Annotated in this window: 16 protein-coding genes, 2 pseudogenes and 1 riboswitch; of the genes and pseudogenes, 11 read left to right on the top strand and 7 right to left on the bottom strand. The window is 74.2% G+C overall.

Annotated elements, in window-relative coordinates; genetic code table 11:
- A pseudogene (locus JZ5iCDA_RS18785) lies at window positions 1-1635 on the top strand (sacsin N-terminal ATP-binding-like domain-containing protein); the annotation flags it as partial.
- A 22-nt stretch (window positions 1636-1657) separates the two neighbouring features.
- Here JZ5iCDA_RS18785 and JZ5iCDA_RS07960 read toward each other — a convergent pair.
- On the bottom strand, window positions 1658-1957 hold the full coding sequence (locus JZ5iCDA_RS07960; protein ID WP_069386688.1) for a DUF2530 domain-containing protein: 300 nt from the start codon (window positions 1955-1957) through the stop codon (window positions 1658-1660).
- A gap of 446 nt (window positions 1958-2403) precedes the next feature.
- Here JZ5iCDA_RS07960 and JZ5iCDA_RS07955 point away from each other — a divergent pair, with 446 nt between their 5' ends.
- The 6 genes from JZ5iCDA_RS07955 (at window position 2404) to JZ5iCDA_RS07930 (ending at window position 9420) form a co-directional block, all read left to right on the top strand.
- Entirely contained in the window at window positions 2404-3921 is a 1518-nt protein-coding gene (locus JZ5iCDA_RS07955) for a sugar transferase (protein ID WP_069386687.1), read from the top strand.
- Window positions 3922-3940: 19 nt separating this feature from the next.
- Window positions 3941-4690, top strand: a complete 750-nt coding sequence (locus JZ5iCDA_RS07950) for a hypothetical protein (protein ID WP_069386686.1) — start codon at window positions 3941-3943, stop codon at window positions 4688-4690.
- Window positions 4691-4739: 49 nt separating this feature from the next.
- Window positions 4740-6212, top strand: a complete 1473-nt coding sequence (locus tag JZ5iCDA_RS07945) for an NCS2 family permease (RefSeq protein ID WP_069386685.1) — start codon at window positions 4740-4742, stop codon at window positions 6210-6212.
- A 20-nt stretch (window positions 6213-6232) separates the two neighbouring features.
- Window positions 6233-7528, top strand: a complete 1296-nt coding sequence (manA, locus tag JZ5iCDA_RS07940; protein ID WP_069386684.1) for a mannose-6-phosphate isomerase, class I — start codon at window positions 6233-6235, stop codon at window positions 7526-7528.
- A gap of 90 nt (window positions 7529-7618) precedes the next feature.
- On the top strand, window positions 7619-8077 hold the full coding sequence (locus JZ5iCDA_RS07935) for a MarR family winged helix-turn-helix transcriptional regulator (RefSeq protein ID WP_069386692.1): 459 nt from the start codon (window positions 7619-7621) through the stop codon (window positions 8075-8077).
- Window positions 8074-9420: an MFS transporter gene (locus JZ5iCDA_RS07930; protein WP_069386683.1), complete on the top strand. Its 1347-nt coding sequence runs from the start codon at window positions 8074-8076 to the stop codon at window positions 9418-9420. Before JZ5iCDA_RS07935 ends, JZ5iCDA_RS07930 begins: the two co-directional genes overlap by 4 nt.
- 480 nt (window positions 9421-9900) lie before the next feature.
- Here the strand turns inward: JZ5iCDA_RS07930 and serC are convergent, their stop codons facing one another.
- Entirely contained in the window at window positions 9901-11043 is a 1143-nt protein-coding gene (gene serC / locus JZ5iCDA_RS07925; RefSeq protein WP_069386691.1) for a phosphoserine transaminase, read from the bottom strand.
- Window positions 11044-11296: 253 nt separating this feature from the next.
- A riboswitch (cyclic di-AMP (ydaO/yuaA leader) is annotated at window positions 11297-11457 on the top strand.
- 2 nt (window positions 11458-11459) lie between these two features.
- Here serC and JZ5iCDA_RS07920 point away from each other — a divergent pair.
- From JZ5iCDA_RS07920 to JZ5iCDA_RS07910, 3 genes are all read left to right on the top strand, one after another.
- Window positions 11460-12266, top strand: a complete 807-nt coding sequence (locus JZ5iCDA_RS07920; RefSeq protein ID WP_069386682.1) for a C40 family peptidase — start codon at window positions 11460-11462, stop codon at window positions 12264-12266.
- 196 nt (window positions 12267-12462) lie between these two features.
- Entirely contained in the window at window positions 12463-13398 is a 936-nt protein-coding gene (locus tag JZ5iCDA_RS07915; RefSeq protein ID WP_069386681.1) for a universal stress protein, read from the top strand.
- Between the two features lie 30 nt (window positions 13399-13428).
- Entirely contained in the window at window positions 13429-13773 is a 345-nt protein-coding gene (locus tag JZ5iCDA_RS07910; RefSeq protein ID WP_069386680.1) for a cupin domain-containing protein, read from the top strand.
- Between the two features lie 17 nt (window positions 13774-13790).
- Here JZ5iCDA_RS07910 and JZ5iCDA_RS07905 read toward each other — a convergent pair whose 3' ends face one another.
- From JZ5iCDA_RS07905 to ddaH, 5 genes are all read right to left on the bottom strand, one after another.
- Window positions 13791-14639 (bottom strand): ABC transporter permease, encoded by an 849-nt coding sequence (locus JZ5iCDA_RS07905; protein ID WP_069386679.1) that lies wholly within the window; start codon window positions 14637-14639, stop codon window positions 13791-13793.
- Window positions 14639-15643 carry an ATP-binding cassette domain-containing protein gene (locus tag JZ5iCDA_RS07900; RefSeq protein ID WP_069386678.1) on the bottom strand — a complete coding sequence of 335 codons (1005 nt, stop codon included), beginning with the start codon at window positions 15641-15643 and terminating at the stop codon, window positions 14639-14641. Before JZ5iCDA_RS07900 ends, JZ5iCDA_RS07905 begins: the two co-directional genes overlap by 1 nt.
- A gap of 170 nt (window positions 15644-15813) precedes the next feature.
- Complete coding sequence (locus JZ5iCDA_RS07895; RefSeq protein WP_069386677.1) at window positions 15814-17136, bottom strand: aminotransferase class I/II-fold pyridoxal phosphate-dependent enzyme; 1323 nt, start codon at window positions 17134-17136, stop codon at window positions 15814-15816.
- Between the two features lie 10 nt (window positions 17137-17146).
- Window positions 17147-18406: an ornithine--oxo-acid transaminase gene (gene rocD / locus JZ5iCDA_RS07890; RefSeq protein ID WP_083259787.1), complete on the bottom strand. Its 1260-nt coding sequence runs from the start codon at window positions 18404-18406 to the stop codon at window positions 17147-17149.
- Window positions 18403-19302 carry a dimethylargininase gene (gene ddaH / locus JZ5iCDA_RS07885; RefSeq protein WP_069386676.1) on the bottom strand — a complete coding sequence of 300 codons (900 nt, stop codon included), beginning with the start codon at window positions 19300-19302 and terminating at the stop codon, window positions 18403-18405. The genes rocD and ddaH overlap by 4 nt, the downstream gene beginning before the upstream one ends.
- Window positions 19303-19633: 331 nt before the next feature.
- On the opposite strand from ddaH, the pseudogene JZ5iCDA_RS19375 reads away from it, so the two are divergent.
- Window positions 19634-19855 (top strand): annotated as a pseudogene (locus JZ5iCDA_RS19375) (hypothetical protein); the annotation flags it as partial.

Raw genomic sequence — 19855 nt, 5'->3', positions numbered from 1 at the left:
GCGGCGGACCGCGGGGTGCTCGAGGCCCTGGCCGCGGTCCCGGTCCCGCTCGCCGACGGCCGCACCGTCCGCGGCGCGCGCGGTCTCCTGCTCCTCGACGACCGGCCCGCGGCGGACGTCCAGGCAGGTGCCGCTGCGCTCGCGCCCGACGACGTCGCCGCTCTCGGCCTGCGCGTCGTCGACCCGGCGGTTGCGCACCCGCTCCTCGAGCGGCTCGGTGCCCGGAGGGCAGACCTGCGGGCCGTCGTCGAGGACGCGGCCGTGCGCGAGCGCGTGCTCGCGGCCGCGGCCGCGGCGGAGGCCGCGGGGGACGATCGTGACGGCGAGGGCCCGGGGAGGAGCCTCGTCGAGACCCTCCTCGCGCTCGTCGCGGCGGCCGTCGCCGAAGGACTCGACGAGGCTCCGTTCTGGTGGGGCGAGCTGCCGCTGCCGACCGCCGGCGACCGGTCGCCGGCGCGCTCCCTGGCCGTCCCGGGGTCGTGGGCGGCGCAGGTCCTCGACGTCGACGTCGTGGACGCCGCGGTGGCCGACCGCTGGGGCGAACCGGTGCTCCGGGCCGTGGGGGTCGCCGTCGGGCCCGCCGCGCTCCGGGTGTACGACGTGCTCACGCCGCAGCCCGGCGAGGAGCCCGACCTCGACCCGCACGGGCCCGAGGGGTGGCTGTCGGACTGGACCGGGTACCTCGACCACCTCGCGGGCGTCCTCGGACCGGGCGTGCACGTGGGCGACGTCGCGGCCGTCCCCGACCTCGACGCCGTCGCGGACGACGCGTGGCCGGAGGTGCTCGCCGCGATCGCGGCCGACCCGGCGACGCGGGCCGCCCTCCTCGAGCCGGTGCGGGCGCCGGCCACGCCGCGTGCCGCGGTCTCGTACACCGCGTGGTGGTTGCGCGAGGAGCTCGGCGGGCCGTTCGCGCTCGGGGACGTGCCCGTCCTGCGCCCGGCGCCGGACGAGGTGCGTGGGCTCGACGACGCGGTGCTCGTCGCGCTCGGCGGCGTGCACGACCTCACCGACCTCGCCGCCGAGGAGTGGCCCGACCTGCTCGACCGGCTGCCGTCCACGGGAGAGACGTTCCCGGCCGAGCACGCCGTGGGGGTGTGGCGGGCGCTCGCCGCGCTCGCGTCCCGCGGGGAGGTGCTCGACCCGGCGCCGGACCGCCTGCCGGCGCTCGGGCGGGGGAGCTCCGCCGTCGTCGTGGCGGACGCGGAGGACGTCGTCGTCGCCGCCGACCCGATGTGGGCGCCGCTGCGACCCGTCGTGCCCGCGCCCGCCGGGCTCGTCGAGGACGTGGCGGACCTCCTCGACCTCGCGCTGGCGCCCGAGCCGGAGGTCCTCGACGGGCCGGGGGAGAGACGTGCGGTGCCCGCAGCGGTACGGCGGGTCGCGCCCGGCCTGCCTGCGACGTGGTCCTCCCACGACGAGCTCCGCGTCGACGGCGTGCCCGTGCCGTGGTGGGTGGTCGGCACGGGCGAGGAGGCGCGGGTGCACGCGACCGACGACCGCTCGCTCGGGGAGGCGCTCGCGGCCGCGGCGGGGCGGTACTCGCTGCGGCACGTCCTCGCCGAGGTGCTGCGCGACCCGGACGCGGCGGACGCGGTGGTCGCGCGCGGGGTGTGGGACGGTGACGCGCGGTGACGCCGGGCGTCGTCGGCTCGCGTCAGGACGCGTCGTGCCCGGGGTGCCGGACGGACGGGACCTCCGAGGTGCCCGCCCGGTAGGCGGCGCGGTGCCCCTTCTCCCACCACAGGCCCGCGACGCCGAGCGCGAGGCCGGCGGCGCACGTCGCGACGGCGCGGGGGCCGAGCACGCCCGTCACGAGGAGGACGACGCACACGACGAGCGCGGCCGCCCACAGCGCCATGCCGCCGAGGATCACCGCGCGCAGGTCGACGCGCAGGGGCGGCGGGTCGGGACGACGACGCTCGGGCCGGAGCAGGAGCGTGACGGTCGAGGGCACCCGTGCATCGTACCGTCACCCGCTTTTCACCCGGTGACCCCTGTCACAGCGGGTGAAGGAGCGACATCCTCTCTGCTGTGGCCGGAGTCGAGGCAGTCGGGGCGACGCGCTACGATGCCGAGGCGCCGCCACTGCCCCGATCCGGGGCGCATCGCGGCTTCCGGGCGGTGTGCCACCGCCTGGTGCATCCGCCCGTCCCGGGCTGCGGTGCCGCGCTCACCAGCCTTGTGCGACGACGCACGTTGGACAGGCGTCCAGCACAATTCGTGACCTCCGCTCGGGCGCCCAGAACCGTTGAGATCCCGCCGTTCCTGAGTGGTTGGTCGCTCGTCCAGGTGCTTGTTTTCTCACCCGGGTGAAAGCCGGGGAAATGCCCCCGGGAAAGTCCTTCCGCCCCCCTAGGATGAGTCCTCATGCACGGGATCGACCAGACCGGAGGTGGACGCATGTCCCACAGCGCCACCGAGGAGAAGCGACGCACGTTGCGCGCTCTCCTCGCGTCCTCCCCGGCGGCCCGTGTCCGCGCCGCCCGTGCCGCGTTCGACGACCACCGGTGGGAGGTCGCCTACCGGCGGCGCCTGGTCCTGACGGACACGCTGGCGGTCGTCGTCGGCGTCTTCGTGGCCTACTGCCTGCGCTGGGAGCAGTTCACCGTCGAGCCGGTCCGGCCCGACGTGCACGTCCCGTACGCCGTGCTGTCCCTCCTCGTCGGCCTCGCGTGGTCGGTCTCGCTCGTCGTGTCGCGCAGCCGTGACGTCCGCGTGATGGGCAGCGGTCCGACGGAGTACCACCGCGTCTTCGACGCGTCGTGGCGGCTCTTCGCGGTGCTCGCCGTCCTCGCCTTCCTGCTCCGTTTTCCCGAGGCTCGCGGATATCTCGCGTTCGCCTTCCCGATCGGCCTCGGTGGTCTCCTCCTCGGGCGGTACGGGTGGCGGCAGTGGCTCCACCGTCAGCGCGCGAACGGGCTGGCGCGCTCCGCCGTGCTCGCCATCGGGCACCGCGACCAGGCCGAGCGGCTCATCCGCGACCTCAACGGGCGCGACGAGTCCGGGTACCGCGTCGTGGGCGTCTGCGTCCCCTCGGGTGTCGTGGCGAACGGCGAGGAGATCCACGGCGTGCCGGTGCTCGGCGAGCTCCGCCAGGCCGGTGAGGTCGCGACCCGCGTGGGCGCCGACATCGTGGCCGTCTCCGGGTCCGACGCCATCACGGCCGAGGTCGTGCGCCGGCTCGGCTGGGAGCTCGAGCCCTACGGCGTGGACCTCATGCTCACGGCCGAGCTCGCCGACGTCGCCGGACCGCGCATCACGATCACCCCGGCGGAGAGCGTGTCGCTGCTGCACGTCGACGCCCCGCGGTTCACCGGGCCGCGGTTCGCGGTGAAGACGGCGGCCGACTGGGCCGGCGCGGCGCTGCTCACGTTCCTCCTGCTGCCCGTGCTCGTGCTCGTCTCCCTCGCCGTGCTGCTGACCAGCCGCGGCGGCGTCTTCTACACGCAGGAGCGCGTGGGCCGCAACGGCCGCACGTTCCCGATGTTCAAGTTCCGCTCGATGCGCGTCGGGGCCGACCAGGAGGTCGCCACCCTCGTCGAGCAGAACGACGGCGCCGGCCCGCTGTTCAAGATGCGCGAGGACCCGCGCGTGACGCCCGTGGGCCGCATCCTGCGCCGCTACTCGCTCGACGAGCTGCCGCAGCTGCTCAACGTGCTCCGCGGCGACATGAGCCTCGTCGGCCCGCGCCCGCCGCTGCCGCGCGAGGTCGCGAAGTACGAGCAGAAGGTGCGTCGCCGGCTCCTCGTCAAGCCCGGCCTCACCGGCCTGTGGCAGGTGGGCGGCCGCTCCGACCTGTCGTGGGAGGAGAGCGTGCGCCTCGACGTCTACTACGTCGAGAACTGGACGCTCTTCGGCGACTTCCTCATCCTCGCCCGCACCGCGCGGGCCGTGTTCTCCGGCCACGGCGCCTACTGAGGTCGTGAGGTGGTGCCCCGTGCGCGTCTCCGTCGTCGGGTGCGGACGCCGCGGCGTCCTGCAGGCGGCGTGCCTCGCCGCGGCGGGGCACGAGGTCGTCGTCCTCGAGTCGGACGTCGAGGTGCGCCGGTCCGTGCGGGCGGGCGTCCCGGCGTCCGCTGAGCCGCGCCTGCGCCGGCTGCTCGCGCTAGCCCTCGTCAGCGGGCGCCTGCGCGTGACGGGGGACCGGACGGCGGTCGCGGGCTCACGCGTCCACGTCCTGTGCACGGGACGCGGCGGGGAGCGCCGCACGGCCGACCCCGCACCCGCCCGCGTCGACACCACGACGGGTGCCGCGACGGACGCCGCGCGGTCGCGCGCGGTGCTCGCGGCCCTGGACGCCCTCGTGCCGCACCTCGGTCCCGGCGACCTCGTCGTCGGCCGCGAGCGCGTCGCGCCCGGGACGGCGGCGTGGCTCGCCGCGGACCTCGCGGCCGACGGCGTCCCGGCGGGCGTCGTGTGGGTGCCGGACGAGCACCGGCCGGGTCACGCCGTCCTCGACACCCTGCGGCCCGCACGCCTCGTGTACGGCGTGCCGGCGGGGGAGCGGGGCGCCCGTGCGACGGCGATCCTCGACGCCCTGCACGGCGTCCAGCTCGGCGCGGGGGCGCCTCGGACGACGACGGACCTCGCGACGGCCGAGCGACTCGGCGGCGACGTCCCGGTGCCGGTCCCCGCGAGCGCCGTGACGGAACCCACCCGTCGACCGGTCGCCGCCGGGGTCGCGTGACGTGGACCGCGTTACCTCGCCGACACGTGCCTCTGGCAGCATTCTCCTCATGCCCACCCCCAGTCCGGTCCAGGACGCCCGCGCGTCCTCGCCCGCCCCGAACGCGATCGACCGCTTCTTCAAGATCACCGAGCGCGGCTCGACCATCGGCACCGAGGTCCGCGGCGGCCTCGTCACGTTCTTCGCGATGGCGTACATCGTCGTGCTCAACCCGCTGATCATCGGGACCGTCCAGGACGGCACGGGCGCGTTCCTCGGCGGGGGCGCGGAGCCGGACTTCGGGAAGGTCGCCGCGGCGACGGCGCTCGTCGCGGGTCTCATGACGATCGCGATGGGGCTCTTCGCGAACTTCCCGCTCGGGCTCGCCGCGGGGCTGGGTCTCAACGCGGTCGTCGCCTACTCGATCGCGTCGCTGCCGGGCGTCACGTGGGCGGACGCGATGGGCCTCGTCGTCATCGAGGGCCTGATCATCCTGCTGCTCGTGCTCACGGGCTTCCGCGAGGCCGTGTTCCGCGCGGTCCCCGTCGAACTCAAGACGGCGATCAGCGTCGGCATCGGGCTGTTCATCGCGCTCATCGGCCTCGTCAACGCCGGGTTCGTCACCGCCGGCAGCGGCACGCTGCTCGCGTTGGGCAACCTCGGCACGTGGCCGATCCTCGTGTTCGTCGTGGGCCTCGTCCTGACGATCGTGCTGTGGGTGCGCAAGATCAAGGGCGCCCTGCTCATCGCGATCCTCACGGCGACGGCGCTCGCGGTCGTGCTGGAGAACACGCTGAACATCGGCGCCAAGGCTCCCGACGGCTCGAACCCGAACGGCTTCAACCTCAACGCGCCGACGTTCGACGGCGTCGCGCAGGTCCCGGACTTCGGCCTCATCGGCCAGTTCTCGCTGCTGGGCTCGTTCGAGAACATCGCGACCGTCTCGGTGATCCTGCTCGTCTTCTCGCTGCTGCTCGCCGACTTCTTCGACACGATGGGCACGATGGTCGCCGTCGGCGCGGAGGCGAAGCTGCTCGACGCCGAGGGCACCCCGCCGCGCTCGCGCGCGATCCTCGTCGTGGACTCGATCGCCGCGGCCGCGGGCGGCGCGGGCTCGGTCTCGTCGAACACGAGCTTCGTGGAGTCGACGACCGGCGCCGGCGAGGGGGCCCGCACGGGCCTCGCGTCCGTCGTCACGGGCGTCGCGTTCCTGCTGGCGACGTTCCTGTCGCCGCTCGTCGCGCTCGTGCCCTACGAGGCGGCCGCGCCGGCGCTCGTGTTCGTCGGGTTCCTCATGATGACGCAGATCGCGGGCATCTCGTGGCGCGACGTCGAGATCTCGATCCCGGCGTTCCTGACGATCGTCATCATGCCGTTCACGTACTCGATCGCCGACGGCATCGGCGCCGGGTTCCTCGCGTTCGTCCTCATCAAGCTCGCGCTGGGCAAGGTGCGCGCGATCCACCCGCTCATGTGGGTCGCCTCGGCGATGTTCGTCGTCTACTTCCTGCTCGGCCCGATCCAGGAGGCGCTCGGCCTGTAGGCCGTGCGGGGGGAGCGGGCATGACGACGGTCGAGCAGACGGCGGCGTTCTTCCGCCTGCGCAACACCGTCCAGCGCTACGACTGGGGCTCGACGTCGGCCATCCAGGACCTCCTCGGGCTGGAGGCCGACGGTCGCCCCGCGGCCGAGCTGTGGATGGGCGCGCACCCGCTCGCTCCGTCCGTGGCCGTCCCGGTCGACGGGATGGTCGACCGCGACGTGGCGGGCGAGGGCGCGCCGGACGGTGAGGGCGCGACGTCGCGCACGCTGCTCGACCTCGTGCGGACCGGACCCGCGGCGGCGCTGGGGCCGCGCGTGCTCGACACGTACGGGCCGCGGCTGCCGTTCCTGCTCAAGGTCCTCGCGGCTGAGCGGGCGCTGTCGCTGCAGGTGCACCCGCACCCGCACCGCGCCCGCGCAGGCTTCAACCGGGAGAACCGCGAGGGCGTGCCACGCGACTCGCCGCTGCGCAGCTTCCACGACGACCAGCACAAGCCCGAGATGGTCGTGGCGGTGTCGCGGTTCGAGGGGCTGTCGGGCTTCCGGCGCCCGCGGCGGATCCTCGAGCTCCTCGACGGACTCGACGGCGATCTCGTCGCGCGGATGCGCGCGGCTCTCGCGGCGCGGCCCACGGAGGCAGGCGTGCGGGAGGCGTTCACGCTCGCGCTGCACGCCCGCACGGCGCCCGACGTCGCGGCCGACCTCGCGCGGACCGTCGCCTCGGTGCGCGGCCGCGACGAGGCGGGCGCGGTGGCCGGCGCGAGGTCCCGGCGCGCGGACGCGACGGTCCTCGCCCTCGCGGAGCAGCACCCGGGCGACCCGGGCGCCGTCGTGTCGCTCATGCTCAACCGCGTCACGCTCGAGCCGGGCGAGGCCATGTTCGTGCCCTCGGGCCACGTGCACGCCTACCTGTCGGGGTGCGCGGTTGAAGTCATGGCGAGCTCGGACAACGTGCTGCGCGCGGGCCTGACGAGCAAGCTCGTCGACGTCGACGCGCTGCTCGAGTGCGCGACGTGCGTGCCGGGACCGGCGGCGCGGCCGAGCGTGGCGGTGGACGCCGCGTCGGGTCTGACGACGTACCGGCCCCCGGTCGCGGAGTTCGCCCTGCAGGCGGGGCCGGTGCGGCCCGGGACCGCGGTGGACCTGCCGGACGCCGGCCCCCGCGTCGTCCTCAGCCTCGCCGGGGAGCTCGTGCTCGCCGCCGGCGCGGGTGGCGAGACGCGGCTGCGGCAGGGAGAGTCGGTGTTCGTGCCGCACGCGGCGGGGCCGCTGTCGGTGCGCGGGGACGGGCACGTCGTCGTGGCCTACGTGCCCTGACCGCACGTCGCCACCACGCGCGGTCGCGCTCACGGAAGAGCCGTGCGCTCCACCCTTCATTGCCCAAGGTAATGAGTTAAGGTAATGATCATGCCCGTTGCGGATCCCGCTGCTCCCGAACGTGACCAGTGCCGGCCCGCGACGCTCGGCGGCGAGCTGCGCGTCGCGCTCACCCGGATCTCCCGCCGCCTGCGTGCCCAGCGCGGCGAGGCCGACCTGCCCGAGGGCCAGTTCGGCGTCCTCACCGTGCTCCACAAGGAAGGCGCGATGTCGCCCGGCGAGCTCGCCGCGCACGAGCGCGTCCGGCCGCCGTCCATGACGCGCGCCGTCAACCGGCTCGTCGAGCTCGGCCTCGTCGAGAAGGTCGAGCACGAGACCGACCGCCGGCAGGTCGTCGTCCGGCTCACCGCCGCCGGCGTGGACGAGGTCACCGAGACCCGACGCCGCCGCGACGCGTGGCTCACGCAGCAGATCATCAGCCTGACCGACGACGAGAGGGAGACCTTGGCCCGCGCCAGCGAGCTGCTGATCAGGATCGCCGCCCGATGAGCGCGACGTTCTCCTCCCTGCGCTACTTCAACTACCGCGTCTGGTTCGGCGCCGCCCTCGTCGCCAACATCGGCACGTGGATGCAGCGCGTCGCCCAGGACTGGCTCGTCCTCACCGACCTCACCGAGAACTCGGGCGTCGCCGTCGGCGTCGTCACCGCGCTGCAGTTCGCCCCCGTCCTCGCGCTGTCCGCCTGGGCGGGCCTGCTCGCCGACCGGCTCCCGCGCCGTCGGCTCCTCATGGCGACCCAGGGCGCGATGGGTCTCCTCGCGCTCGGCCTCGGTGCGCTCGTGCTGTCCGGGCACGTCCAGCTGTGGCACGTCTACCTGTTCGCCGGCCTCCTCGGCGTCGTCACCGCGTTCGACAACCCGGTGCGCCAGACGTTCGTCGCCGAGATGGTGCCGTCCGAGCGCCTCTCCAACGCCGTCGGGCTCAACAGCGCGTCGTTCAACGCGGCACGCCTCGTCGGCCCCGGCGCCGCTGGCCTGCTCATCGCCGTCGTCGGCACCGGCTGGATCTTCGTCATCAACGGCGTGACGTTCGCCGCCACCATCGCCGCGCTCGGCCTCATGCGCGCCCGCGAGCTCCACGCCATGCCCAGCGCGCCCCGCAGCAAGGGCCAGATCCGCGAGGGCATCCGCTACGTCCGCAGGCGCACCGACATCGTCGTCATCATGGTCGTCGTCGGCGTCGTGTCCACGTTCGGCCTCAACTTCCAGCTCACCTCCGCGATGATGGCGCGCGTCGAGTACGGCAAGGGCCCGGAGGAGTACGGCATCCTCGGCTCCGTCCTTGCGATCGGGTCGCTCACCGGCGCGCTCCTCGCCGCGCGGCGCGAGCGCCCCCGCGTCCGTCTCGTCATCGGGTCCGCGTTCGCCTTCGCCGTCACCACCGGCGTCATGGCGCTCATGCCGACGTACGAGAGCTTCGCCCTCGCCTGCATCCCCGTGGGCCTCGCGTCGCTCACCATGATGACCGCGGCCAACTCGACCATCCAGATGTCCGTCGATCCCGTCATGCGCGGCCGGGTCATGTCGCTCTACATGATCGTCTTCCTCGGCGCGACGCCCGTCGGGTCGCCCCTCGTCGGCTGGGTCGCCGAGGTCCTGGGCCCCCGCTGGGCCATCGGCATCGGGTCCATCACCGCCGCGCTCGTCTCCGTCGGCGCCGCGATCTGGGCGGTCCGCCGCTGGAACCTCCAGGTCCGCTACCGCGTGCTCCAGCGGCCGCGCCTCCTCGTGCGCTACCTCGACGCCGGGACGTCCGCCGAGGACGCGGCCCGCGACGAGACGCGCCGCCGGCTCGGCGCCGACGACGCAGAGGACGCCGCGCGCGCGGCCTGAGCTTCTGGTCGTCCGGTCGGCGGTCGGGGCGGCCGTGCCGGGTCTACCATCCGCGCCGCTCGTCCCTCGCGCCGCTCCCGCCAGACCCGCCACGACCCGGCACAGCCGCCCCGACCACCGCCCTCGTGCAGCACGTCACGGCCCGAACGTGGCACGCCGGGCTCGGTGACACGACGGCCCAGCAGGTGGCCCGACATCGGCTGATACGACGGTCGGGCGCGCTGGACGGTGCCAAGGGCATGGCGGCGGTCGGTCGGCGCCGGTGACGTGGCCGTCGACAAGCGGGCAACGGGTGGTGACGCGACGGTCGAGCGGGTGGGGCGACGTCGGATGCGAAGGGCGTCAGAGCCGCGCGCGGTCACCGACGGCCGGCCGCGCGCGGTGACGGCGCGGCAGCCCGAGCACCGACGGCGCCCCGCACGCGGACCCGAGCACCGACGGCGCCCCGCACGTGGGGCGACCTGCTGGACGAGACGAAGCTCAGCCCAGGCGCTCGACGACGTGGTCGACGCAGGCGGTGAGGGCGCGGACGTCGTCGGGTTCGATGGCGGGAAACATCGCGACGCGGAGCTGGTTGCGGCCGAGCTTGCGGTAGGGGAAGACGTCGCGGATGCCGTTCGCGCGGAGCGCGGCGATGACCTGGGTGGCGTCGACGGACGCGTCGAGGTCGATGGTGCCGACGACGGTCGAGCGCTCGGCCGGGTCGGCGACGAACGGCGTCGTCCACTCGCGCGACTCGGCCCAGCCGTAGAGGTGGGCCGCGGACTCCGCCGAGCGGGCCGACGCCCACGGCAGGCCGCCCTGCTCGAGGAGCCACTCGACCTGCTCGGCCAGCATGACGAGCGTCGCGATCGCGGGGGTGTTGAGCGTCTGGTCCTGGCGCGAGTTCGCCGCGGCGGTGCGCAGGGACAGCGACTCGGGGACCCAGCGCGTGCCGCTCGACTCGACCTGGTCGGCGCGCGCGAGCGCGTCGGGGGAGCAGAGGGCGAGCCACAGCCCGCCGTCCGACCCGAAGACCTTCTGCGGGGCGAAGTAGTAGACGTCGGTCTCGGAGACGTCGACGGGCAGGGCGCCGGCGCCCGACGTCGCGTCGACGAGCGTCAGTGCGCCGCGCTCGCCCGACCCGGGGACGCGGCGCACGGGCGCCATGGCACCCGTCGAGGTCTCGTTGTGCGGCCAGGCGTGTACGTCGACGTCGTCCGCCGGCTCGGGGTGCGCGACGGTCCCCGGGGGCGCCGTGATCACCTGCGAGTCCTCGAGGAACGGGGCGGCCGACGTCGCGGTGGCGAACTTCGCGCCGAACTCGCCGAACGCGGCGTGCTGGGCCTTGCGGCGCACGAGGCACGCCGTCGCGAGGTCCCAGAACGCGGTCGAGCCGCCGTTGCCGAGCACGACCTCGTAGCCGTCGGGCAGGTCGAAGAGCGTGGCGAGGCCCTCGCGCGTGCGCCGCACGAGCGACTTCACCGGCGCCTGCCGGTGGGACGTGCCGAGGAGCGAGGTTCCGGCGTCGGACAGCGCGCGCACCTGGGCGGCACGGACCTTGCTCGGGCCGGAGCCGAACCGGCCGTCGGACGGCAGCAGGTCGGCCGGGATCGTGACGTGGGTTGGGTTGGTCTCGCTCACGTCCGTCACCCTACGCGCGCGCGTCCCGCGCGTGAGGCGCCGTCCGACGCGTGGCAGGACGTCACCTTCTCGTCGCCCGCGGTTAGCCACGTCACACACCCTGAAATCGCCGTGACCAGGCACGATGTGGCCCGCGGACACGAATCGTAATGCGAACGTGACTTTTGCCGAGGGGTCATGTACGGTCAGTGCTGCTCGATCGGAACGTCCGTCCGATGGAGCCCTCGAGCGGAACGCCTAACCCTGTCGCCGCAAGAGGTTCACGACGACCCGACGACAGGGGCGGGGGACCCACTTCCGGGCGCTGGAGACAGCGTCCTCGGGGTGAAGCCCGGCAGACCTCGGTCTGCAGGGCCGGGTGTTTCTCCCACCCGAACCCGACAGCTGACTTCGTAGGCGTCCAGGAGAGGCAACAAGTGACCGTGAGCTCGACTCGCGCCCGCCACCGCGCGGCGCGGCGTCCCGTGACGCCACTCAGCACCATCGCCCAGGCCGCATCGGAGCAGATGTCGACCGTCGGTCGCCGGACCGCCGTCGTCGCCGCGTCCTCCGGCCTCGTCGTCTCGATGATCGGTGCGGCCGCCCCGGCCAGCGCCGCCCCCGTCGACAACGAGTCCAACAAGCTCAACTCCGTCGACCTCAGCGCCGTCACCGCGCAGGCGCGTCAGGCGCTCGAGGCCGCCCCCGCCGTGACGGTCGCCGCCGACGCCGCCTTCACGATCGAGGCCGCCCCCGTGACGGTCACCCCGGCGCCGGAGCCCGAGCCGGAGCCGGAGCCCGAGCCCGTCGTCGAGCGCACCGAGCGCACGAGCCGCACGCAGGAGCGCCAGTCGGTCCAGGCCGAGGCTCCCGCGCAGGAGGAGGCGGCGGTCTCCGTCCCGGCCTCCGCGCACGGCAGCGCGATCGTCTCGATCGCCGCCCGCTACGTGGGCGTCCCGTACGTCTACGGCGGCACGACGCCCGACGGCTTCGACTGCTCCGGCTTCACCAGCTACGTCTACGCCCAGGTCGGCATCGACCTGCCGCGCACCTCAGGTGCGCAGGGCTCGGTCGGCACCAAGGTCCCGCGCTCGCAGGCGCAGCCCGGTGACCTGATCTGGACCCCCGGCCACATCGCCATCTACGCCGGCGACAACATGCAGATCGACGCCCCGCGTCCGGGCAAGACCATCCAGTTCCGTCAGATCTGGCAGTCGAACCCGACGTTCATCCGCGTCGCCTGATCCTCTCCACCGCCGGTCGGCCACCGCGCCGACCGGCAGCGGGTCCACGAACCCCGTCCGCCTCGCGACGTTGTCGCGGGTGGGCGGGGTTCGTGGCATTCTTGACGTATTCGTGACCCGCCGTCGACGTGGGGCCCGGTCACCTCGGCTAGGTTGGTCGCCTGATGGCACCCCGCCGTCGAGAGGAGAGTCGACGATGACCCGCACGGATACGGTCCTGGTCGGTGTGGACGGCTCTGCGCCGAGCCTCCACGCCCTCGACTGGGCGGCGGCGTACGCCCGGCGGGTCGGGTGGCCCCTGCACGTCGTGTGCACGTACTCCCTGCCGTCCTTCACCGCGGCCTCCCTCGACGGCGGCTACGCCGCGCTCGACGACAGCGCCATCCAGGAGGGCGCCCGTGCGGTCCTCGAGGAGGCACGCGCGCGGGCGGAGGCGTCCGGCGTCCGCACGACCGCGACGGTGACGACCGGCGACGCCGCGGGCGTCCTCGTCGAGATGTCCCGCGAGCACGCGCTCGTCGTCGTGGGCACCCGCGGGCGCGGCGGGTTCACCGAGCGGCTCCTCGGCACCGTCTCCTCGGCACTGCCCGCCCACGCGCACTGCCCGACCGTCGTCGTGCCGTACCGCGGGGAGAGCGGCGGGTCCGGTGGTGGCGAGCTGCCGACGGTCCGGCCGCTGCGGCGCATCGTCGTCGGCGTCGACGGCTCGCCGTCGGCGGAGATCGCCGTCCGGCACGCCATTCGTCAGGCCCAGGCGTGGGACGCCGAGCTCGTCGCCGTCGCGGGCGTGCCCGTCGGCGCGGGGGCCGGCCTGCTCGCGTGGCTGCCGGCGTCCATCGACCACGAGCAGGTGCTCGCCGACATCACCGAGGGCCTCAACGTCATCATCGACCGGCACGAGGCCGAGAACCCCGGCCTGTCCATCAAGCGCATCGTGCTCGACGGGACGGGCGCGGAGCTGCTCACGGAGTTCTCCACCGCGTCCGACCTCATCGTCGTCGGCTCGCGCGGCCGCGGCGGCTTCCGCGGGCTGCTGCTCGGGTCGACGAGCCAGGCCGTGCTGCACCACTCGTCGTGCCCGGTGATGGTCGTGACGAAGAAGTGCGACGAGGACGAGCCGCAGGAGCGGTGAGCGAGGCGCGTCACCTGGCAGGATGACGCGATGCAGGTCCACCGCCTCCCCGTCCACGCCCTGTCCCGGTTCGACAGCTCCGGTGTCGAGCTCGTCCCCGTCGGCCGCGCGCTCGGGACCGCACTCGTGCACGTCGTCCGCGTCGAGGCCGGCGGGACGATCGGCGAGCATCCCGCCACCGTGGACCAGGTGCTCACCGTGGTGAGCGGGCGCGCGCGAGTCTCGGGCGAGGACGGGGCGGTCGCCGAGGTCGGCCCGGGGGACGCCGTGGAGTGGCGGGCGGGCGAGACACACCAGACGTGGGCCGTCACGGATCTCGTGGCGACGATCGTGGAGTCCGGTGACGGGATCGAGGTCGCCGGCGCGCAGGCCTGACCCCGTCACCGGTCCGGTCAGCTGCGGTTGCGGTACAGGCGCATCGTGATCGGGGCGAGCACGGCCGTGAGGATCACGGACGCGACGAGCACCCACATGATGCCGGTGAGGTCCGGGTCGCCACCCATGAGGCTGCGGACCGCCGTCACGAGGTGCGTGACCGGGTTGACGTCGACGAAGCGCTGCAGCACCACGGGCATCGTCGACGGGTCGACGAAGATGTTCGACGCGAACGTCAGCGGCATGAGGACGAGCATCGACGTGCCCATGACGGCGTTGGGGGAGCGCAGCACGAGGCCGAGCGCCGTGAACACCCAGCTGAGGGCGAACGCGAACACGAGCAGCAGCAGGATGCCGAGCGCCACGCCCACGACGCCACCCGGCGGGCGGAACCCGAGGACGAGGCCCAGCGCCAGGGTCACGAGCGACGCGATGGTGTAGCGCACGGTGTCGCCGAACAGGGCGCCGACGATGGGCGCGGGCCGCCACACGGGCAGCGAGCGGAACCGGTCGAACACGCCCTTGGAGATGTCCGTGTTCATCGTGTAGCCGGTGTAGATCGTCGTGAAGAGCACCGCCTGCACGAGGATGCCCGGCAGGAGGAACTGCAGGTAGCTCTGCACGTCGCCGGCGAGGGCGCCGCCGAACAGGTACGTGAACATCAGCGTGAAGATGATCGGCGACACGGTGACGTCGAAGAGCTGCTCCGGCACGTGCTTGATCTTCAGCAGCGCGCGCCACGTGTAGGTGAGCGTCGCGGAGACCGGCGAGGGCCGGCTCGGCCGCGTCTCGAGCGCGACGGCCTCGCGCAGCGCGCTCGCCTCGGGCGCGCGCAGCTCGGCCGCGGTGGTGGGTTCGGTCGCCATCAGGCCACCTCCTCGATCGTCTCGTCGGCGTCCTCGACGGGCTGGCCGGTGAGAGCCAGGAACACCTCGTCGAGGCTGGGCTGGCCGAGCGTGAACTCGGGAACCGCGATGCCCTCGTCCGAGAGGGCGGGCAGGATGCGCGCGACGGCCGGGGCACCGTCGTCGGGCACCCGGGCGGAGAACGCGTACGGGTCGTTCGCGAGGGCCACCTCGGTGCCGAGCAGCACGCCGACGACCTCCGCCGCGCGGGCGCGCTGCGCGGAGTCGGCGAGCCGCAGCTGCACCGAGCCCTCGCCGACGGACCGCTTGAGCTCGGTCGCCGTGCCCTCGGCGATGACCTTGCCGTGGTCGATGACCGCGATCTTGTCGGCGAGCTGGTCCGCCTCCTCGAGGTACTGGGTCGTGAGGAGCACGGTCGCGCCGTCCGCGACGAGCACGCGCACGATGTCCCACACCTGGTTGCGGCTGCGCGGGTCGAGGCCGGTCGTCGGCTCGTCGAGGAACAGCACGCGCGGGCTCATGACCAGGCTCGCCGCGAGGTCGATGCGGCGGCGCATGCCGCCGGAGTACGTCTTGACCTGCCGGCCGCCCGCGTCGCCGAGCCCGAACGCCTCGAGCAGCTCCTGCGAGCGCCGTCGTGCCGTCCCGCCGAGGAACCCGTAGAGCCGCGCGAGCATCACGAGGTTCTCGGTGCCGGTGAGGTCCTCGTCCACGGACGCGTACTGCCCGGTGAGCCCGACGACGGAGCGCACCTTGTCGGCGTCGCGCACCACGTCGTGCCCCAGGACGGTCGCGGTGCCCGCGTCCGGCTGCAGGAGCGTGGCGAGCATGCGGACCGCCGTGGTCTTGCCGGCGCCGTTCGGTCCGAGCACCCCGAGCACCGTGCCCTCGGGGACGGCCAGGTCGACGCCGTCGACCGCCTTCGTCACGGACTTGCCGGACGTGAAGTGCTTGACGAGCCCGCGGGCCTCGATCGCCAGACCGCCGCTCGGCGATGAGCTCATGTCCCCTCCTCTGGTCGCGGAGCGCGGGTCCTCGCGCTCACGTGGCTGCACACCCTCGCTCCGACCGGGACGGCGTCGAGAACTCATCGGGGTGCGTGCACTCCATCGTGCTCCCCGGGGGTGACAGGAGACCAGTGAGTTTCGTCAGGGCTCGCGCCCGACGGCGAGGGCTACCGCGCGGCGGCCTGCTCCGCCGCGGCGAGCAGCACGCACGTCGCGACGCCGTCCATCGCGACGCGCACCTCCTCGAGCGGCGGCAGGGACGGGGCGAGCCGCAGGACCTTGTCCTCGGGGTCCTTGCCGTAGGGGTAGGCGGCGCCCGCCGGGGTGAGGGCGATGCCCGCGCCCTTCGCGAGCTCGACGACGCGCGACGCCGTGCCCGACGGCACGACGAGGCTGACGAAGTAGCCGCCTCGCGGGGCGTTCCACGAGGCGACGTCCCAGGGGCCGAGCCGCTCGGCGAGCGTGTCGGTGACGGCCTGGAACTTGGGCGCGAGGATGCGGCGGTGCTCGCGCATGTGGGCGCGCACGCCGTCCGCGTCGCCGAAGAACAGCGCGTGGCGCAGCTGGTTGACCTTGTCGGGCCCGATGGACTGCGCCGAGAGGTGCGTGCGGAACCACGCGACGTTGGCGGGGGAGGAGCCGAGGAACGCGACGCCGGCGCCGGCGAACGTGATCTTCGACGTCGAGGCGAAGAGCACCACGCGGTCGGGGTTTCCGGCCTCGGCCGCCATGCGGATCGCGTCGGCGCTCGTGACCTCCTCCTCGGTGAGGTGGTGCAGGGCGTACGCGTTGTCCCACAGGATGCGGAAGTCCGGCGCGGCCGTGGGCATCGACACGAGGCGGCGCGCGATGTCCTCGGTGACGACGGAGCCGTCCGGGTTGGCGTAGGTGGGCACGACCCACATGCCCTTGATGCTCGGGTCGTCGGCGACGAGCGCGGCGACGGCCTCGGCGTCGGGGCCGTCCGGCGTCATGGGCACGGAGACCATCTCGATGCCGAGCTCCTCGCACACGGTGAAGTGGCGGTCGTAGCCGGGCACGGGGCAGATCCAGCGCACGCGCTCCTCGCGGCCCCACGGGCGCTCGGACCCGGGGACGCCGAACAGCGTCGCGTAGACGAGCGTGTCGTACATGAGGGTGAGGCTCGCGTTGCCGCCCGCGAGCAGCTGCTCGACGGGCAGCCCGAGGAGCTCGGCGAAGATGCGCCGGAGCTGGGGCAGGCCGTCGAGGCCGCCGTAGTTGCGCACGTCCGTCCCGGTGTCGTCCGTGTGCACGCCCTCGCCCGGGAGCGCGAGCAGCGCCTCGGACAGGTCGAGCTGCTCGGCGGACGGCTTGCCGCGCGTGAGGTCGAGCCGCAGCCCGAGGGACCGCAGCTCGGCGTAGGCGCGGCGGAGGTCGTCGAGCGACGCGGCGAGCTCGGCGGTGCGCTCGCTCGAGCCGCTGGTCGCGACGGCGGGGACGTGGGGCTCGGACGGCTGCGCGGTGGTCACCCCCCGGACTCTACCGACGGGTCGCCAGCCACGTCAGGGCGTCCTCGAGCGCGGACAGCCCGACGTCGAGGTCCTCGGCGGAGACGGTCAGCGGCGGGGCGAGCCGGATCGTCGAGCCGTGCGTGTCCTTGGCGAGGACGCCGCGCGCGAGCAGCGCCTCGCACAGGTCGCGGCCGGTCCCGCGGGCCGGGTCCAGGTCGAGGCCGGCCCACAGCCCGACGCCGCGGGCGCCGTCGAGCAGCCCGGCCTCCACGAACCCGGCGAGCCGGGCGTGGAAGGTCTCGCCGAGCGCGCGGGCGCGGGCCTGCGGCTCGCCCGACGAGAGCAGGTCGACGACGGCGAGCCCGACGGCGCACGCGAGCGGGTTGCCGCCGAACGTGCTGCCGTGCGTGCCGGGCGTGAGGACCTCGAGCACGTCGCAGCGCCCGACGACCGCTGACACGGGCAGGATGCCGCCGCCGAGCGCCTTGCCGAGCGTGACCAGGTCGGGCCGCACGCCCCACAGCTCGCACGCGAGCGTCGTGCCGGTGCGCCCGAGGCCGGACTGGATCTCGTCCGCGACGAGCAGCACGTCTCGCTCGGCGGTGAGCCGGCGCAGCGCGGGCCAGAACCCGTCCGGCGGCACGATCACGCCCGACTCGCCCTGGACCGGCTCCATGAGCACCGCGACGGTCGTGTCGTCGATCGCGGCGGCGACCGCGTCGACGTCGCCGTACGGCACGACGCGGAAACCGGGCGTGTACGGGGCGAAGCCGTCCCGCGCGTCGTGGTCGTCGGAGAACGACACGATCGTCGTGGTCCGGCCGTGGAAGTTCCCGGTCGCGACGACGATCGTCGCCTCGCCGGGCGCGATGCCGCGCACGTCGTAGCCCCACTTGCGCGCCGTCTTGATCGCGGTCTCCACCGCCTCGGCGCCCGTGTTCATCGGCAGGACCATCGCGCCTCGCCCGTCCGTGCCGCCGCCCGCTGTGAGGGGCCCGACGAGCCCGGCGAGGGCATCGGCGAACGGGTGCAGCAGGTCGTGGTCGAATGCCCGCGACGTCAGGGTGACGCGGCCGAGCTGGCGCGTCACCGCGTCGACGAGCGCGGGGTGGCGGTGCCCGAAGTTGAGCGCCGAGTACCCGGCGAGCATGTCGAGGTACCGGCGGCCCTCGACGTCGGTCACCCACGCGCCGTCGGCGGTCGCGACCGTGACGGGCAACGGGTGGTAGTTGTGCGCGAGGCTGTCGGGCCGCGGCGTCGCGAGGGGGCGCAGCTCCTGCGCGGTCACGACGCGCCGCCGTGCCGGGCGGGGCGGATCTCGAGCGTGCAGCACTTCGCCCCGCCGCCGCCGCGCAGCAGCTCGGACGTCTCGACGGGCACGGGCTCGTAGCCGCGCTCGCGCAGGGCGCCCGCGAGGTGCTCCGCGCGGGGGTTGAGCACCACGTGGTGGCCGTCGCTCACCGCGTTCAGGCCGAGGACGACGGCGTCCTCCTCGCGAGCGCGCAGCGCGTCCGGGAACCGCTCGCGCAGCACCTCCTGCGACGCCGGCGAGAACGCCGCGGGGTAGTAGACGACGTCGACCCCCGCCCCGAGCGCCTCGCCCGGGCCCGCGGCGTGCCCGCGCCGCGGCGTCGTCGGCGCGACGGACCCGGTCGTCCCGGTGTTGCCGCGCAGCACCGTGAGCGCGGTGTCGAGGTGGTAGAAGCGCGGGTCGACGAGCTCGAGCGTGACGACCTCGCGCCCCCAGAGCGCGGCGGCCTCGGCGTGCGCGGCGCGCGTCGTGCGGAACCCCGTGCCGGCGAGCACGACGTCGCCCGCGACGAGCAGGTCGCCCTCGCCCTCGTTGACGTGCTCGGCGAGGTGCGTGACGTACCCGTGGTCGGCGAACCACTTGAGGTACGCCGGCCCCTCGGGGCCGCGCTCGGCGTGGTGGAAGCGCGCGGAGTAGACGAGCCCGTCGACGACGGTCGCCCCGTTCGCCGCGTACACCATGTCCGGCAGGCCGGGCAGGGGCTCGATCGTCTCGACCGTGTGGCCGAGGTCGCGGAAGGTGTCGCGCAGGCGCTCCCACTGGGCGACCGCCAGCGGCGTGTCGACCGGCCTGCTGCGGTCCATCCAGGGGTTGATCTCGTAGCTGACGGTGAAGTACGTCGGCCGGCACATGAGGTAGTGCCTGGGGTGCATCGTCGCCTCCGATCTCGTCGGCCCGCGCGCACGGTGGTGCGGTGCCGGGCGCCACCCGGGCGGCGGGTGTCCGGCCGGGTGACGTGCTGGACGCCAGCGTACGTCCGGACGGCGCGCCGGTCCTGGTGGCCGGTGCACGCTCCGAGAGCGTTGACGGCGATAGTGCAGCGATATATCGTTACTGTGTCGCTGAGGCCGGAGATCTCCAGGCCCGCGACCACGACGTCCGCGGCCGCCCCGTGCGGCCGCCACGCAGCGCGGCCCGTCACCCGCTGCCCCGCCCGAGCTCCGACCCGGGCGCACGAGCTCCCGCCGACTGCAGGAGACCCCGATGAGTCACACGCACGACGACCACGGCTGCGGCCGCGGTCACGCACCCGATCTCTTCTCCCGCCCCGCGGGCGCACGTCGACGTCGCGGCGGCTTCCCGCCCGTGCCCGACGACACGGCGTGGTTCCGCGGCGACGCCCCGTCCGGCCGCGGTGGCGGCGGTCGCGGAGCCCCTCGCGGGCCCGGTCGCGGCAGCTTCGGAGGCCCCGGCGACGGCGGCCCC

Origin of the sequence: Cellulosimicrobium cellulans, from assembly GCF_001722485.1 — a bacterium.
GTDB lineage: Bacteria > Actinomycetota > Actinomycetes > Actinomycetales > Cellulomonadaceae > Cellulosimicrobium > Cellulosimicrobium cellulans_A.
The sequence above is the reverse complement of the archived record's forward strand: the minus strand, read 5'-3'. Positions and strand labels throughout refer to the sequence as shown.